This window comes from Vibrio sp. SCSIO 43155 (assembly GCF_023716605.1).
Taxonomy (GTDB): domain Bacteria; phylum Pseudomonadota; class Gammaproteobacteria; order Enterobacterales; family Vibrionaceae; genus Vibrio; species Vibrio harveyi.
In genome coordinates this window covers 2,044,452-2,059,849 of the sequence record NZ_CP071852.1, presented here as the reverse complement: position 1 = coordinate 2,059,849, position 15,398 = coordinate 2,044,452, and the positions used below count along the sequence as shown (strand labels likewise).

The window sequence follows — 15,398 nt, the reverse complement described above, 5'->3', positions numbered from 1 at the left end:
TGATAGGTAGTTCGTGCTTGCAGGTTCTACTCTCTAGGACTGATTAATATAGCTTTGAAAATACAGTAAAAATGCAGAGATCTTCTGTGCATTCACTTGTTCACCCGCGCAACCAAGTTCTAACCAAAGTTTTTTAATATTCTTCTCTATGAGTGAGCCCCTTTTAGCTGCTGGTGGCACAGAGTTAGACGGCGGTTCTCCACAGCAAAGTTCAATATCGATGTTCTGCGATACATCTTTTAGGCATATACGTAGCCACACTTTTTGTCCTTGTTCTTGAGCTTTCGTCACAATAGCGTTTATGGTTTTCGAGTTGCTCTCTAATGAATCAATGACTACTCCACAGCAATCAATGGAAATAATTAATGCCACTGCTTATCCTTTTTTAGCTTTTCATCACTCTCACGTCTCTGACACCCTTCGAGGTAGCGGATAAAATCACATACGCCCTGAACGTTAACGTTCCCACCTTCGCACCGGAACATAGACCAGAGATCCGTCAGCTTACTTTCGAGCTGGGTTAGCGGCTTTCGTCTTGGGCTGTTTGTGGTTGTTGCTATTCTTGGTGCACTACCGCATGCAAGCCGAATGTTAATATCTTGCTTCAAATCTCGGACAATCACAGACACCCATACCTTAGATTTGCGGTCTTTTGCTCTGTTAACGAGTCCGGTTACCCATTCCCTGTCTATCTCTCGTGTTGTTGCTGAGACTCCACAAATATCAATAAATACTTCTAACGCCATTATTCACCACCAATTTCAAACCATTTTTTATCAATAGAAAGTTTCACCATATTTTTCATTTCTCTAATGATGTCTTCACTCAGTTCAGTGTGTACATAAAAGAAGATTCGAGGTGTATTTCCATATCCATTTGGCATGAGGGTATATTCATCATTGCCAAATTTTATTGTTGAAGAGAATTTGATGGCATCAAGCGTAGTTACAACTTTTGCTAAGTGTTCATAGCCACCTAGAAAAATTACAAGGCACTCTTTATCCATATAATTACAACTCCGTTGCAAGTGTTGAGAGATTTTAGGCTAATCGATAAATTGCTCAAAAAGCGAGACTCAAAAAAGAGACATGGTTAATTTAGCCGTAAAATTTAGATTGCGAATTTGTTAAATAAACAATGTCAGCGATAAAGTTTGCTTCAATCTCCTTTGAGCAATGCTTGCATTCTTTCATTTAAAAATACTTCTGGAACATCTTCAGAGGCGTATGCGTGGACGGTCTTCCCGTCGGAAAACTGAGTGACTAATTCATAGGAATTGGTTATTAGATTATCGAGGACCTCACGAGTTCGGTTCACCCTTGTAGGTATCCACCCCAGAATTCTGTGTTCAAATTCTCGATCCCAATGACCACCAATAAATTCGACTTTAACAATTTGAGGGATATACCGTTCTGCGATTGAATACTTCGTACAGTATATTTTGTAAGGTTTGTCATAGTTAGGGTCTGTTAAGCCAAATAAAGAATATTTTTCTCCATTTTTATCTACCGTTAAGGGTAGAGAGTTGAGGGAAATATTTTCACCATGGCTCTCACCGCCAATAAAAATAACTTCGTACATTATCTGTCCTCCATTAAGCCTCTATTTATTTTTCATCGGAATTTCGATTAATTGAATCAGTTCATTTTGTTCTTCATCTGTCAAAGTGGAGTGCACATAAACGAAGTATCTAGGTGAATTACCAACTCCTTTTAGGAGTAGAACGTATTCGTCATCGCCAAAGCACACTGTTGGTGTAAATTTGATTGTGTTGAGTGTTGTTGTGATTTCCTCTAAGTGATGAGCACCACCGAGAAAAATCACACGGCATGTCTTATCCATAAAATTACAACTCCTTTGTAAATTTGCGGAGGGTTCAGGCTAATAGATAAAACACTCAAAAAGCGAGGTATAAAGGCTAGATAAGGTGAATTTATTGTTAAAAATTAGATTTCAAATTTGAAGCGTTACGTTGTGATTTGTTAAACGTTGCTTGATGTTGATGGATTATGTGGAGGCATGGTTCAAGCAAGTGATAAAGCGAACGTTAGTAGCAGCGGTAGAGTAATAATGCTTAAAAAGTTGCCAAACAAGACCATAGAAGCAACGTTCAGAGGTTCGATATTGAGTCGTTCAGCAAACAAGTAGTTCATTACAGCTGGTGGCAACATGGTAAACAACACCATCATCTGTAATTGCATGATTGGCAATGGTATCAAGGTATAGATTAAGGCAAAGGCGAGTGCTCCGGTACCGAGTGATTGAAGTGTGCACCAAAGACCCACTCGAAGACCCTCCCATCTTAAATGGCACATTTGTGCTCCTAATGATAACAACATAACTGGGACGGCGGCTTGCCCAAGTAATGTGGTCGCTTCAAAAAGAGGAGACCAAATACCAATACCAGAAATGTTGATAAGCAACGCGAGCAAAGCGGATAAGAAGATCGGCATTTTGACGATTTGTTTAAGCGGATTGCCATTACTCAGTAGTATGACGCCAAGGCTTATATGTAGGCATGCTGAAACGACAAAAAGCAATACTGCGGAGGGAAGAGCGATTTCCCCGAAGGTGTACGTAAACAGCGGTATCGCTAAGTTACCGCTGTTTCGAAACATGTGTGGTGGAGCCCATGCTTTGAATGATAATCCGCAAAACTTCGCGATGGGAACCATCACAATGCCAGGTACTACGACAGCAATAAGCGCGGCTAGTAGCAAGGGGACTTGCCCCATGCTTAGTGGCATACCGACAAGAGAAGAAAATACCAGTGCCGGAGTAAACACATCCATATTGATGCGATTGATTGGGCGAAAATCGGGCTTGAGGCATCGACCAACTAAGTAACCTACGCAAACCAAGACAAAGACGGGAAATAAGATACTGATGACTTGGTGCAACATGGCGGCTCTTTCGCGTGGTGAAAACAGGGATAAACAGTAACAACCTTTCAGTTAACCGTCATGGAGCAATCAATAGAATTTTGTCGCTGTTCAAGCTTTCATGCTCCTAGTGTCACGCTATATCTGAATAACAAGTCTGCTAAATAGGACCGACCAGATCTATTTTCAAACGTACTCAACTTACTGAAAAGGTAAGAAGTTTTGTGTCAATTGTTTGTAAAGTAGCCAGTATCTGACATTTTTATTAAATAGTGATTAATGTTGTTTTGAGTTTCAAATCTAGTAATTTGAACTGGATATTTTTGCCATTGGAGAGGGAATTAAAGGAAAATCTGGAAATGGTGGTGGGTAAACTATCTGCGTGGTGCAACATTCCGTATATTAGCAAAGAAAAAAGTTGGCGAAAATCATAAGCTTGGCATACACTTCCTGATGTAACCCCGATATGTTGTTGAATTGGTAGGGTAAAACTGCTCTGGCGCTACACTAAGGTAGCATTGTTTAACATAGCTTTGAGGAAAGTTTTATGGCGCTCACAAAAGCCGAACTTGCAGAAAACCTGTTTGATAAATTGGGATTTAGTAAACGGGACGCCAAGGAAACGGTGGAAGTGTTCTTTGAAGAGATTCGTAAGGCACTAGAAAGTGGCGAACAGGTAAAACTGTCAGGTTTTGGTAACTTTGACCTTCGTGACAAGAATGAACGACCTGGTCGTAACCCGAAAACTGGCGAAGATATTCCTATTACTGCTCGACGTGTCGTTACGTTCCGCCCGGGTCAGAAGTTGAAAGCTCGCGTAGAGAACCTAAAGACCGACCAGTAAGCCATGTAACATGGAATGAGACCACGCTTTGTCGTGGTCTTTTTGTTTGTGGCTTTCATTACTGACTAAAGAACAAATAAAAACCACCGCAATTGCGGTGGTTTTTCAGTATTCAGGGAATCAGTTTCTAAAATACTGTTTGTTTAGGCTGCTTCTAGGTGCGTCGTTAGGTAAGGATGCCAAGCCTCTTGATACAAGTTTTTAGATTGAGTACGCATGTTACGAATTGATGCCATCTCGATATCATTTAGGTTACGACCTTCAACCAGAGCTTGACGTTCCAGTTTCTGAATTTGCTCGTACAAATCATGCTCCGGACCACTTTTTACATCAGCAATCGCTTTTAGATGCAATTGGACTTCAGCAATTAGGTTGGTTTTTGGTAAACGGACCAACAAGTTGAGATCACGATAACCAGAAGCCGTTGGTTTTTTAAAGCGGTTTTTTACTTTAACAATGGTTGTTTCGCGCTCTAACGTTTCATATACCGACACCAAGCTTGCTACGTCATTTGCAACGATAGTTGCACGGGCTAAGTCGGTGATACGTTCTACTTGACCGTCAAGTTCGTGGGCGATTTTCTCTTCGGCGCGGTGCTGAGATTTAACGCCAGCAAAATAAGGCTGTGCGTCAGTGAGAAGGGCAGTACTCTTACAGATGGTTTCTAGCTCAAACTGCGCTTGGTGCGCTTTGCTGTAAAGTACGTCGAAATCTGAATAAGGCTGTGTTGGTTTGGAGTCGATTGACTGAATGCCATACAAACCACTAAGGCTATGTTTAAACAATTTTGAGCAAACTTCGTTTTGGCTAGCAGAACGGTCTTGCTCGTTACTCGGGATATTTGGAAGTGCGGCGAAAGCCGGCGCACGGCTTAGTACTAATAGCATCAATGCCGTAGTACGTAGAAATAAGCTCATTCACTCTCCTTAACTTGCTTGCACTTAGAAAATGGGTAACGAAAAGGTCACTAAGATTCGCAAATCAGGTACTACCTAGTTAATGGGGTCTCTACGATAGATTCCAAGGTTGATTTTCAACCTTATGGTGGAATCGTGTTCTAGATCACCATTTTGCTTTCCTTTATTCTGACCATCAGAACAAGGAAGGGTTCCTTCTTGAACGTTAGCCATACTAACATTGCAGTATTAACCAAAGATGAACGGCATAGACAAATTTGAAAAAATCATTAGTCTTAGCCCACAAAAGTGAAGCGCAAAGCTCGAATCCACTATCAGCCGACAAGTAGAAGAATCATGAGAGATCAAGAATTTTGGCACAATAAATGGGTCAGTAACCAAATCGGTTTTCATCTAGAAGACGTGAACCCACTATTGCCTGCATTTTGGCAACATACGGCTGCAAAGCGTGATGATAAAGTTTTGGTGCCTCTGTGTGGTAAGTCAGAGGATTTGATTTGGTTAGCGACCAAACACGACGAAGTTCAGGGCGTTGAGCTAAGCCAAATTGCGGTAAGAGCGTTTTTTGCTGAGCATTTTTACACACCAACGGTAACGCCTGTTAATGGTATGCACGAGTTATATCAGTTTGATGAGCTGTCGATTTATACGGGTGATTTCTTTACCGCCCCAGTATCTAAAGCCGATATCATTTACGATCGCGCTGCGTTAGTGGCTCTTCCTAAAGAGATGCGAGCAGAATATGCTGCTCGTGTTAAGCAATTGCTGAATCCTGGCGGTCGTATCTTGTTGGTCACGTTGAACTACCCGCAAGAAGAGATGGCAGGACCTCCTTTTAGTGTTCCTGTAGAAGAGATTGAACAGTTATTTTCCGGTTATAAGATCACATGCTTAAACGTAGATCAAGCCGATGATAATCACCCTAAAATTGCCAAAAAGGGTCTGAGTCACTTCTCTGAAGAAGTGTATTTAATTGAAAGTGAATAGGGTAACCGAGTTTATACAAATAAAAAGCGCAGCCAATTGGGCTGCGCTTTTTGTTTCTTGGAGCGAACTAGTGAAATCAGTAAACGATCTGTACTTTAGAAGCGCTGTTCACTGCATCTTCAATCGAATCTTCGATAGTCTTACGACGCGTTAGAACAACGCCTAAACGACGGCGACCATCGATTTCAGGCTTACCAAACAAACGAACTTGAGTTTGTGGTTGAGCCAGGGCATTGGCAAGATTATCAAAGCGAATATCTGTTGATGTACCTTGCCCTAGGATGACAGCTGACGCGGACGGGCCGTATTGAATGATACTGTTGATTGGCATGCCAGTGAACGCACGAACATGCAGAGCAAACTCAGACATTTCCTGAGAAATCATAGTTACCATGCCAGTGTCGTGTGGACGAGGTGAAACTTCGTTGAAAATTACTTTATCACCTTTCACGAACAGCTCTACACCGAAGATGCCGTAACCACCGAGCGCATTTACGACTTTCTCCGCTGTGTATTCTGCTGCTTTAATCGCAGTATCTGACATTGCTTGTGGTTGCCACGACTCTCGGTAGTCACCATCTTCTTGACGATGTCCAATTGGTGCGCAGAAATGGACGCCATCTTTCGCTCGTACTGTCAGCAGCGTAATTTCATAGTCGAAGTCAATAAAGCCTTCGACGATCACACGACCAGCACCAGTACGACCGCCTTCTTGCGCGTACTCCCACGCTGCTTGCACATCTTGTTCTGTTTTGATGACGCTTTGTCCTTTACCAGACGAACTCATCACAGGTTTTACTACACAAGGGATACCAACGTGCTCAACTGCCGCTTTAAAGTTATCAAAGTTATCTGCAAACTGATAAGGAGAAGTCGTTAAGCTTAGCTCTTCAGCTGCAAGACGACGGATGCCCTCGCGGTTCATAGTCAACTTAGTTGCTTTCGCTGTCGGAACGACGTTCACGCCTTTTTCTTCTAGCTCAACTAATTTGTCTGTTGCGATAGCTTCAATTTCCGGAACCACATAAGCAGGTTGCTCTTTCTTGATGATTTCTTCTAATGCTTTGCCATCAAGCATATCGATGACGTAGCTGCGATGAGCGACTTGCATTGCTGGTGCGTCAGCATAACGGTCACACGCGATCACTTCTAAACCAAGACGTTGACATTCAATTGCTACTTCTTTACCAAGCTCGCCAGAGCCCAGAAGTAATACGCGGGTAGCATGAGTGCTAGTAGCAGTACCAAACATAGTGTTCCCTTACAAAATAAAGTGGTGGAAGCGAATTTGCAGGGGATCATACTGATTTTTGCGAATGAAGCAAACGTTTGCGTGTGATTTTAAACAATAAAAAAAGGCCCTGCGTCATGCAGAGCCTCTCTCATAAGAGCATTGTGAGTTAAATGTTAACAAAACTCACTGGAATATCTGGGTTCAGTGCCTCTAGTGTTGATTGAGTATCGGCTAGGTGGCTGATCTTACCCTGTGAGTTCTCCACTAGTGCTGCGGCTTTGATGTCTTCAAACTGCTCGCCTGCCATCAGGATTTGAATTAAGGCAACCTGAAGTGGTGGAAGGCTAGGGTTGAACGCTGCGTTTTCTGCGTAAGCACCTTGGAATACACGACCACTATTCATCTCAAGAGCGATGCCACTTAAGTTGTTAGTGTATGGAGCGTGACTGATGTTCATCGCAGTAACTGCTTTTTGGATCAGAGTGTCGTTGTCATCGCAAGCAAACTCGTGTTTCACTTCTGCCATTAGACCTGACTGGATACCAAGATCAGCAGGACCGAATGCTTCAGGAAGATAGTCGTGTAGCGATTTTTCTTCACGCTCTGGCAATTGGATCTTTAATTCTTTCGCCGTAGTTAGTTCATTCATGAACTGACGACAGTGACCACAAGGGCTGTAGTTAATGGTGATATCTTTAACACCACGTTCGCCTTTCATCCAAGCATGGCTAATCGCGCATTGTTCAGCATGAACAGTTTGACCTAACTGAACACCAAAAAACTCCATGTTCGCACCGAAGTAAAGGCGACCAGATAGACCACGAACAATCGCGCCTACATAGAATTCAGAAATCGGTGCGTAAGAAAACGCAGCGGCAAAAGGAAGTAGAGCAACACGAAGCTCTTTATCAGAAAGATTGGTAGCGTTCAGTAGCGCTTCAAACTGTTGCTCAGAAATAGTGGCATCAAAATCGCCAGAAAGGACGATAGGAGCAAGAGGTGTTGAAAGTGCTTCAGGAGCGCTTGCTAGCGCCTGTTCAATGCGACTTTTCATGTTGAATCCTTGTTATTGCATGGACAGTTATTCTATGTGAAAGGTGGAAATGTTCTGTGCTTTAGATCACGTTAATGTGTGTAATGATAATTTACGTTACATAATTAGAGTGAGCTCACACATGTATTCGATTTCACTAAGATTTAACGTTATCTCTGTCCCACTAATAACTATATCAACGTATATTCATACTGCGAATTTTCTAGAGGAGATTATGACCTGCTCACTTGATAGCAAAGCAGGTCATTGAGGTTATTATTGGTATAACCAAACCGCCAAAGCAAAGAAGCTTGGCGCGAGAATCGAGGTGATGATGCCACAAAGCACCAATGCAAGAGATGAGAATGCTGCATCTCCCGGTTGTTTCTCAGCACATGTTGCGGTGCCGAGAGCGTGAGAAACAGTACCCATTGTTAGACCGCGCGCAATTGGATGCTTAATACCAATGATATTGAAGATCGGGTACGCGAGGATGGCACCAAACAAACCCACAATAAGCACTAAAATTGCCGCAACAGCTGCTTCTCCGCCTAAGTGGCTAGAGATTTCCATCGCGATAGGGGTCGTCACAGACTTACCAACCAAGCTGGCTATTAAGCTAATGTCAGCTTTAAATGCCACCGCAATGAGCGTAGCGGTAAGCATGGACATAACACTACCTAACGTGCAAGCCAGAGTGATAATGCGCCAATTGGCTTTGATTTGAGGCAGTTGTTCGTAAAGTGGATATGCCAGCGCAACAACGGCGGGTTGAAGTAAAAAGCTGATGTATTCGTTGTCAGCGTAGTATGTTTCAAATGGCACTTTCAAAAAGGTTAGCAACGGGATTAATACCGCGATACTGATCAAAAGCGGGTTAGCAATCGGATTGTTCACCTTGATTGCGATTTGGCGTGCGGCAAGGAAAACCACAATAGTGACAAGTAACCACATACTAGTGCTTCTCCTTCAGTAAGTAATCTAAGAACCATGCCAAGCTGACCAAAACGATCAGTGAGCCGCCTACTGCACTCGCAATAATTGGCAGTGCGTTAGCCAGTAGCATATCGAAGTGTTGCATCAGACCCACGCTGATAGGCACGAATAGCAGGATCATATAGCGGATGAATAGGGTTGCACCTGGCTTAACCCATTCCACTTTGACTAAGCCAAGGGTCATTGAGAAAAACAGCACAAGCATCCCGATGACACTTCCTGGAACAGAAATGCCAATGAATTTTTGAATGGTGTTGCCGATACCAAGTGCTCCCATGATGAGTGCGAGGGAGATGAGCAAATGGATCAGCTGTAGTAATCGATCTTTTATCATTTTGACAGCATATAAAACAACAAGCACACCCGAAGGTGCGCTTGAACAAGGTAAGAAATTAGGAGGCTAGGCTCTCTACATAACGATAGACGGATTTTAATATTGCTATCTTCTTTTCGTCACTTTCATGTTCGTGAACTAAGTTTTCTAAATTCATCATGTACTCTTCAATCTGACTTTCGAAAACTTCACGACAATGTTGTGCCCAGCGTCTTTGTTCTTGTTCATCTAATGTGCCTGCATAATGGCGAGCACGGTAACGGAAAAGCAATGGCTTGATTCGTTTATCATCGAATTCAATGTCCAGTGCGGCTAAGTTATTCGGATCGGTTTCACGAATGATGTCCATAGCAGCGCGATCAGCAGGCGAGAAAAAGCCATCGTAAAGCTGCGTATCAACGTCATTACTCTTTTCGAATTCACGTTCTATAGAGAATAGACTAATCAGCTTCTCTCGGATCTCTGGGTGTTGGCGCAACAACGCTAAATTGTTTAAACATTGTTGGCGGTCAATACCAATGACTTCCGCATTTTCCGCGGTTAATGTTTTTGCTGGAGCGAGAATAGGGCACTTGTTCAGATGCACTAGCTTCACTGGTACAGGCAGTAAGTCGCCCAATTCGTCACGCTTGGTGTACAATCGTTCTTTCAGTTCTTCCGCTGAAAGTTCAAGGATCGGCTGAGGATCTTTGGCTAAATCAATCGTGATAACAGCGTTGTTGTTGGTTGGGTGCCAAGCCACAGGCACAATCCAGCTTGTGTATTGGCATTCACGCCCAAGCATGCCTGATACATGCATCAACGGAGTCATATTGACAATATCAACCAGCTCATTGAGTTTGCGCTTGTTACGCATCGAGAAAAAGTAGTCAAATAGCTTAGGTTGGGCGGCTTTAACTTTCTTCGCCATTTCAATCGTGGCAATCACGTCGGCCATCGCATCGTGAGCATTGCTGTGTTCAATGCCGTTAGCCACGGATAAATGCTCAAGCTTGAAGCTTGTAAAGCCTTCATCGTTCTCTGGCCACTCTACGCCTTCAGGACGCAGGGCATGACATGCGCGCATCACGTCAAGCAAATCCCATCGCGAGTTGCCGTTTTGCCAGCTCCATGCGTATGGGTCGATGAAGTTTCGGTAGCAAGTGTAACGAGTGACTTCATCATCAAAACGTATGCTGTTGTAGCCAAGGCTAGTCGTCTTTGGTTTAGACAATTCGGCATGAATTTTGGCGATAAACTCAGGTTCAGGTAAGCCTTCTTGCATTGCTTTTTGTGGTGTAATACCAGTGATCAAAGCTGCTTCTGGCGAAGGAAGGTAATCAGCAGGTGGACGACAGTACATCACCAAAGGTTCACCAATGATATTGAAGTTTTCATCAGTGCGAACGCCAGCAAACTGGCTTGGGCGGTCTTTGGCTGGACTTGTTCCCCAAGTCTCGTAATCGAAAAAGAAAAAAGTGGGCTGATTGTCTTGGTGCATTCTGCTTACCGTTTACGGAACCGATAGGAGTATTAGACCATTCAACGCCTTGACTCGCAACGAAAGATGCAAGGTGATGTTGTGAAAATGGAAAAGCCGAAGTGTCACTTTCGGCTTGAAGTTTTTTATTTGGTTAATGCTTGGACAATCGCTGATTTTTATTAGCCAAAATCAAGGGTGAGCAACAAACGAGCTTGATTCGATTGGATACTAGGCGAGCGATGAACCAGCCCTTTGTTTTCATTTCCGATCCAACGCTCACCTTTTAGCAGTGCAACGTCACCAACAGAAAGGTGCCTGATGTCTGATTCTGCTCTGTATAAGCCGGATTCTGCATCCGAAAGCCCATGACTACCGCGACCGAGCTTTGAGCGATCAAGTACGTCATTAGCAATCCATTGAGTCGCAATGCCTTGGTAGGTAGTGACTAGGCGGCAGGGGACTTGATCAACGTGAAAACGGGGACACATCGCGCTATTGAGTGTCGCTAGGCGCAGTCCTGCGTCTTCTAACTCAAATAAATAGCAAAACATGTCGACTAACTCCACGATATTTCTCAACAATACATCCGGCGCCTGCCCATCGGTTGCGTATTGCAGTACTTCATAAGTATTTTCAGGAGATACATTCAGCGATTTATTGAAGTTAGGGTGGGAGGTGATGAACCGATTCGTGGCATCGGCAACCGGTTGATCGAATTGTCGCCGCCAGATTGCGATATTGATGTCTTCTTGATAGATGTTTGCTAACACAGTTGGCTCTTCGCCTGAACTGAAACACGGCGCTCGAAGTGTGCACTCAAGAGCCTCAGTTGAAGTGGACTCGATTAAAGTTGAACTCATGACATTACCTCCGATGTTATCTGTGTTCATTTTGATATTTGTGAAATGTTATATCATAACAATACTGCTCGATAAATCAGTTTAGACAGTTAGCGAGTAGGGAGTAAGGCATTAATTGGAGAAGATAGGAAGGGGATGACTCTTCACTTTGGTGCGCTTAAATACAAAAAAGCCGATGGAGAAACCATCGGCTCAAACTGAGAGTTATTTTTTGAGAACAGCTACGCTTTTTGTTCTTCTAACTGTCCATTGTCGTTGGTGGATTTCAACAATCGGCTGGTAATGGTACCTGCAGTCATTGCACCAGAGACATTAAGTGCAGTTCGCGCCATATCAATTAGTGGCTCGATAGAGATCAGTAGCGCTGCGATTGTCACAGGCAAGCCCATCGCAGGCAGTACAATCAGGGCAGCAAAGGTTGCGCCGCCGCCGACACCGGCAATACCAAATGAGCTAATCGTGATGATGGCAATCAGTGACAGAATAAAGTTGATGTCTAGAGGATCGATACCCATTGTTGGCGCTACCATTACCGCAAGCATTGCTGGGTAGATACCTGCACAGCCGTTCTGACCGATAGTGGCACCGAAAGACGCTGACAAGTTCGCAATTGCTGGTGGTACGTTTAGCTTGGTGATTTGTGCTTCAACGTTAAGTGGAATCGTTGCCGCTGAACTGCGTGACGTGAATGCAAATGTCAGTACTGGCCAAATCTTTTTAAAGTACTCAGCAGGGCTAACGCCGACAAAAGAAACAAGTAGACCATGAACAAGGAACATCAGTGCAATTGCAACGTAAGACGCAACAATAAAGCCAAGCAAATTAAAAATGTCGGCAGCACTTGATGTTGCGACCACTTTCGCCATAAGGGCAGCAATACCATAAGGCGTTAATGCCATGATCATCTTAACCAGGCGCATAACCACGGATTGTGCCGCTTCCACAAAAGTACGAATTGGAGATTCCAACTCTTCTTTTTCTGCCATCACTTTACGTGCAGCGATACCGACTAAAACACCAAAGATAACCACAGCAATGATCGATGTAGAACGAGCCCCTGTAAGATCGGCAAACGGGTTAGTTGGAATAAAGCTTACTAACATCTGAGGAATCGTTAGGTCGCTTACTGATTCTACTCGACTCTCTAATACGGCAATACGAGCCGTTTCACGTGCACCTTCAGTTAATCCAGCGGCAGACAAACCAAATGTAGTCGTAACAAGAATACCGATCATGGCAGCAATGGCTGTTGTTACCAGCAAAACAGAAATCGTTAGACCAGAGATCTTACCCAGCGAACCGCCTTTCTCTAGCTTTACAACGGCGGAAATCATGGAAATCAATACCAAAGGCATAATCACCATTTTAAGCAGACCAACATAACCGCTGCCGACTATGCCGACCCATTCAAGTGTTTGTCCAATGACATCGCTGCCTTCGCCATGAATAAGTTGCAGTCCAAGACCGAAAAGAGAGCCCGTAACCAAGCCAATTAAAACCAAACGCGAGAGTGTGTTTTGTTTTTGTTGTTGGTTAAAAAGGAACATTAATATGGCGATAAACACCGCCAGAGAAGCAACCACTGCGAAATTCATAATCTTACCTTAGTAATCGGCATAAGAAGTGCTGATTAAATTTTATACGGAGCTATATACTGGTTGGGTAAGATACCGAGTGGGATATAACTTTAAAAATGATTAACAGGTATTAGATAGATCTAAAATGAATATAAAAAATGCGACTCGACTCTCGTTGATGACTGATTTAGCGTAATATTTAGGCGAAATTTTTCAATCATAGTGCCTAATGAGATCAAGCATATCCTTTCTATGCAAATAAATGACTTTTTCTTCTTGATAGCTGAAAACTTGATAAATCATCGCTTTGGCTACGTCTTGAGCATGAACGGGTACAAAGTTCGCCAATTTACCAAGCATAAGCGGACGAATTACCTTAGAAAGTGTCTGAACAACCTTTTCATCCGTACGAGGATTTTCTCGCTGTCCGACCAGAGGTCCGGGCCTTGCGAACACCACTTCTTCAAAGCCCATCCTCTCGATATTTTTTTCCATATGTCCTTTGCAAGCTAGATAATGGGATGAAGAAGACGCTTTTGCGCCTAGACTCGAAACCACAGCGATGCGTTTTACACCGATCATCTTCATTTGTTGAGCAACTTTACATACCAATTCGACGTCGATTTTTCGCAGAGCATCTTTGCTGCCAGCTTGTTTTAATGTGGTGCCGAGACAAATAAAACCGACGCGTGGAATCGGTTGCTGATCGTCCCAATCGTGGATTGTGAGCGCCGCGTCTAACAATGGGACAATTTTGTTATTTGGATCCTCGATACCAGTGATCGTTCGGCGGGAGAGAGAATATAGCGTTTCGATGCTAGGCTGTGAGACAAGTTTAGCCATGACTTCTTTCCCTACAAGACCTGTACCACCTGCAATAATTACACATGCATTTGAATCGTTGCCCATTGTATCCTTCCTGTTTAAGAACAAGTGCTTAGGCTATTGTAGCGCATTTCTTCCACGAAGCTGCAGTCAGGTAGCTAATGTATGACATTTAATCAATCGAACTCAGTGAACCTAGCATCTCGAGGTTACTTAGGTATAGAAAGCTAAGCAAATAAAATACCCGCAAATAAAAAGACCCGCGGGACGAACGGGTCTTTTTTCCTAGGAGAATGATAAGGGTATGGATTGCCGCGATGGGCGTTGTTTGTTGGGCTTGCCTTTCTTAGCAGGGCGACGACTTTGATTGGCAAACATGATTTCTCACTCTTTATTGTCGGGGACAAGATCTAAATAGCATCACTCGTGCCAACATTGGAATGTTGTGGGTAAATCGGAACTAATCTAACAACCCTATAAGGAACAAAAAATCATTTTAAATCGACGAATGGAAATTAAAATTATTTATTATTCAGTTATATAGACCTGTTTCGATAGGTGGGCTGACTCTCGGTCTTACCTCTTAAAAGAAAGGTTATCTTGTTTACATATGTGGCTTCATTGCTCGACTTTGTTTTTCTTCTATCGCTAAATGAGCAGGTTGAAATAACATTTTTATCAATATGACTGTCGAATTGACAAAAAGCGCTGTCAAAAAGAGAAAATCAGATGAAATTGCACGGGAGAGGGGTACACTTGTTCTCTCAATTTGTCGGGAGTCTCATTTCTCTCGCGGTTTTCTAAGACCAAGGACGTCGTATGAACATAGATCTCAGTACGCTTGCGCCAACGCAGGTGTACCATTTGATGACTCAAACTGTCATTCCTCGCCCAATCGCTTGGGTGCTCACAGACTCAGGTGAGCAAAACTTCAACTTAGCACCATTTTCCTACTTTACTGCGGTTTCTAGCTGTCCACCTTTATTGATGATTTCTGTGGGAAAAAAGCCCAATGGGGACATCAAGGACACCACGCGAAACGCATTAGAAACCGGTAAGTTGGTTATCCATATTGCACCCAGCGAGCTCGTGGATAAAGTCACTTTATCTTCTGCCACATTAGAACATGGGGAATCTGAACTAGAAGCTACTCAACTTGAGACGGTTGATTTCCAAGGTTTCGAATTACCACGCTTAGAGGGCGCGCCAATTGCATTCGGCTGTAAGTTGCACGAAGTGATAGAGATGGGGGAGACACCGCAAAGTTTAATCTTTGCAGAGATTGAACACATTTATGTCGATGAGCGGGTCATATCCATGGAGGGTGACCGTTTAAAAGTTGATGCCTTAGCTGTCGACCCATTAGCTCGGTTAGGCGGTAATGAATACGCCACGTTAGAAAAAACTTTTTCTGTCGCTCGTCCAAAATAAAGAATAAGGAATCATC

The 15,398-nt window shown here is 43.4% G+C and carries 18 protein-coding genes; 3 read left to right on the top strand and 15 right to left on the bottom strand.

Annotation, left to right across the window (positions count from 1 at the left end; all coding sequences use genetic code 11):
* Positions 1 to 33: 33 nt before the first annotated feature.
* From J4N44_RS09260 to J4N44_RS09235, 6 genes are all read right to left on the bottom strand, one after another.
* Positions 34 to 372 carry a hypothetical protein gene (locus tag J4N44_RS09260; RefSeq protein WP_029791121.1) on the bottom strand — a complete coding sequence of 113 codons (339 nt, stop codon included), beginning with the start codon at positions 370 to 372 and terminating at the stop codon, positions 34 to 36.
* Entirely contained in the window at positions 363 to 746 is a 384-nt protein-coding gene (locus tag J4N44_RS09255; protein WP_017817997.1) for a hypothetical protein, read from the bottom strand. The genes J4N44_RS09260 and J4N44_RS09255 overlap by 10 nt, the downstream gene beginning before the upstream one ends.
* Positions 746 to 1,006, bottom strand: a complete 261-nt coding sequence (locus J4N44_RS09250; protein ID WP_005445548.1) for a hypothetical protein — start codon at positions 1,004 to 1,006, stop codon at positions 746 to 748. The genes J4N44_RS09255 and J4N44_RS09250 overlap by 1 nt, the downstream gene beginning before the upstream one ends.
* 152 nt (positions 1,007 to 1,158) lie before the next feature.
* Positions 1,159 to 1,581 carry a hypothetical protein gene (locus J4N44_RS09245; protein ID WP_017817999.1) on the bottom strand — a complete coding sequence of 141 codons (423 nt, stop codon included), beginning with the start codon at positions 1,579 to 1,581 and terminating at the stop codon, positions 1,159 to 1,161.
* Positions 1,582 to 1,602: 21 nt separating this feature from the next.
* A complete protein-coding gene (locus tag J4N44_RS09240; RefSeq protein ID WP_252044328.1) occupies positions 1,603 to 1,842 on the bottom strand; it encodes a hypothetical protein in 240 nt (79 codons plus the stop codon).
* A gap of 182 nt (positions 1,843 to 2,024) precedes the next feature.
* The gene (locus J4N44_RS09235; protein WP_252044325.1) at positions 2,025 to 2,903 is read right to left on the bottom strand and encodes an AEC family transporter; all 879 of its coding nucleotides are present in this window, start codon (positions 2,901 to 2,903) and stop codon (positions 2,025 to 2,027) included.
* 526 nt (positions 2,904 to 3,429) lie between these two features.
* Here J4N44_RS09235 and ihfA point away from each other — a divergent pair.
* Positions 3,430 to 3,726: an integration host factor subunit alpha gene (gene ihfA, locus J4N44_RS09230; RefSeq protein ID WP_005445544.1), complete on the top strand. Its 297-nt coding sequence runs from the start codon at positions 3,430 to 3,432 to the stop codon at positions 3,724 to 3,726.
* A gap of 143 nt (positions 3,727 to 3,869) precedes the next feature.
* Here the strand turns inward: ihfA and J4N44_RS09225 are convergent, their stop codons facing one another.
* Complete coding sequence (locus J4N44_RS09225; RefSeq protein WP_252044323.1) at positions 3,870 to 4,643, bottom strand: nucleotidyltransferase family protein; 774 nt, start codon at positions 4,641 to 4,643, stop codon at positions 3,870 to 3,872.
* A gap of 336 nt (positions 4,644 to 4,979) precedes the next feature.
* Here J4N44_RS09225 and J4N44_RS09220 point away from each other — a divergent pair, with 336 nt between their 5' ends.
* Positions 4,980 to 5,630, top strand: coding sequence for a thiopurine S-methyltransferase (locus J4N44_RS09220; RefSeq protein WP_252044321.1), 651 nt, complete (start codon positions 4,980 to 4,982; stop codon positions 5,628 to 5,630).
* Positions 5,631 to 5,706: 76 nt separating this feature from the next.
* Here J4N44_RS09220 and purT read toward each other — a convergent pair whose 3' ends face one another.
* The 8 genes from purT to J4N44_RS09180 all read right to left on the bottom strand — a co-directional run bounded on the left by purT (position 5,707) and on the right by J4N44_RS09180 (position 14,035).
* A complete protein-coding gene (gene purT, locus J4N44_RS09215; RefSeq protein WP_042606220.1) occupies positions 5,707 to 6,882 on the bottom strand; it encodes a formate-dependent phosphoribosylglycinamide formyltransferase in 1,176 nt (391 codons plus the stop codon).
* A gap of 148 nt (positions 6,883 to 7,030) precedes the next feature.
* Positions 7,031 to 7,918, bottom strand: coding sequence for a cytidine deaminase (gene cdd / locus J4N44_RS09210; RefSeq protein ID WP_252044319.1), 888 nt, complete (start codon positions 7,916 to 7,918; stop codon positions 7,031 to 7,033).
* A gap of 255 nt (positions 7,919 to 8,173) precedes the next feature.
* Positions 8,174 to 8,851: an LrgB family protein gene (locus J4N44_RS09205; RefSeq protein WP_005445538.1), complete on the bottom strand. Its 678-nt coding sequence runs from the start codon at positions 8,849 to 8,851 to the stop codon at positions 8,174 to 8,176.
* 1 nt (position 8,852) lies between these two features.
* Positions 8,853 to 9,227: a CidA/LrgA family protein gene (locus J4N44_RS09200; RefSeq protein WP_005445537.1), complete on the bottom strand. Its 375-nt coding sequence runs from the start codon at positions 9,225 to 9,227 to the stop codon at positions 8,853 to 8,855.
* A gap of 58 nt (positions 9,228 to 9,285) precedes the next feature.
* Positions 9,286 to 10,707 carry an exodeoxyribonuclease I gene (gene sbcB / locus J4N44_RS09195; RefSeq protein ID WP_005445536.1) on the bottom strand — a complete coding sequence of 474 codons (1,422 nt, stop codon included), beginning with the start codon at positions 10,705 to 10,707 and terminating at the stop codon, positions 9,286 to 9,288.
* A gap of 161 nt (positions 10,708 to 10,868) precedes the next feature.
* Complete coding sequence (locus J4N44_RS09190; RefSeq protein WP_252044317.1) at positions 10,869 to 11,549, bottom strand: DUF1826 domain-containing protein; 681 nt, start codon at positions 11,547 to 11,549, stop codon at positions 10,869 to 10,871.
* Between the two features lie 221 nt (positions 11,550 to 11,770).
* The gene (locus tag J4N44_RS09185; protein WP_053050855.1) at positions 11,771 to 13,144 is read right to left on the bottom strand and encodes an L-cystine transporter; all 1,374 of its coding nucleotides are present in this window, start codon (positions 13,142 to 13,144) and stop codon (positions 11,771 to 11,773) included.
* A 195-nt stretch (positions 13,145 to 13,339) separates the two neighbouring features.
* A complete protein-coding gene (locus J4N44_RS09180) occupies positions 13,340 to 14,035 on the bottom strand; it encodes an NAD(P)H-binding protein (protein WP_017818004.1) in 696 nt (231 codons plus the stop codon).
* Positions 14,036 to 14,770: 735 nt separating this feature from the next.
* Here J4N44_RS09180 and J4N44_RS09175 point away from each other — a divergent pair.
* The gene (locus J4N44_RS09175) at positions 14,771 to 15,382 is read left to right on the top strand and encodes a flavin reductase family protein (protein ID WP_252044314.1); all 612 of its coding nucleotides are present in this window, start codon (positions 14,771 to 14,773) and stop codon (positions 15,380 to 15,382) included.
* Positions 15,383 to 15,398 lie beyond the last annotated feature (16 nt).

Coding starts and splice junctions, on each gene's coding strand:
- J4N44_RS09255 (WP_017817997.1), bottom strand. CDS start 746: ATGGCGTTAGAAGTATTTATTGATATTTGTGGAGTCTCAGCAACAACA.
- J4N44_RS09250 (WP_005445548.1), bottom strand. CDS start 1,006: ATGGATAAAGAGTGCCTTGTAATTTTTCTAGGTGGCTATGAACACTTA.
- J4N44_RS09245 (WP_017817999.1), bottom strand. CDS start 1,581: ATGTACGAAGTTATTTTTATTGGCGGTGAGAGCCATGGTGAAAATATT.
- J4N44_RS09240 (WP_252044328.1), bottom strand. CDS start 1,842: ATGGATAAGACATGCCGTGTGATTTTTCTCGGTGGTGCTCATCACTTA.
- J4N44_RS09235 (WP_252044325.1), bottom strand. CDS start 2,903: ATGTTGCACCAAGTCATCAGTATCTTATTTCCCGTCTTTGTCTTGGTT.
- ihfA (WP_005445544.1), top strand. CDS start 3,430: ATGGCGCTCACAAAAGCCGAACTTGCAGAAAACCTGTTTGATAAATTG.
- J4N44_RS09225 (WP_252044323.1), bottom strand. CDS start 4,643: ATGAGCTTATTTCTACGTACTACGGCATTGATGCTATTAGTACTAAGC.
- J4N44_RS09220 (WP_252044321.1), top strand. CDS start 4,980: ATGAGAGATCAAGAATTTTGGCACAATAAATGGGTCAGTAACCAAATC.
- purT (WP_042606220.1), bottom strand. CDS start 6,882: ATGTTTGGTACTGCTACTAGCACTCATGCTACCCGCGTATTACTTCTG.
- cdd (WP_252044319.1), bottom strand. CDS start 7,918: ATGAAAAGTCGCATTGAACAGGCGCTAGCAAGCGCTCCTGAAGCACTT.
- J4N44_RS09205 (WP_005445538.1), bottom strand. CDS start 8,851: ATGTGGTTACTTGTCACTATTGTGGTTTTCCTTGCCGCACGCCAAATC.
- J4N44_RS09200 (WP_005445537.1), bottom strand. CDS start 9,227: ATGATAAAAGATCGATTACTACAGCTGATCCATTTGCTCATCTCCCTC.
- sbcB (WP_005445536.1), bottom strand. CDS start 10,707: ATGCACCAAGACAATCAGCCCACTTTTTTCTTTTTCGATTACGAGACT.
- J4N44_RS09190 (WP_252044317.1), bottom strand. CDS start 11,549: ATGAGTTCAACTTTAATCGAGTCCACTTCAACTGAGGCTCTTGAGTGC.
- J4N44_RS09185 (WP_053050855.1), bottom strand. CDS start 13,144: ATGAATTTCGCAGTGGTTGCTTCTCTGGCGGTGTTTATCGCCATATTA.
- J4N44_RS09180 (WP_017818004.1), bottom strand. CDS start 14,035: ATGGGCAACGATTCAAATGCATGTGTAATTATTGCAGGTGGTACAGGT.
- J4N44_RS09175 (WP_252044314.1), top strand. CDS start 14,771: ATGAACATAGATCTCAGTACGCTTGCGCCAACGCAGGTGTACCATTTG.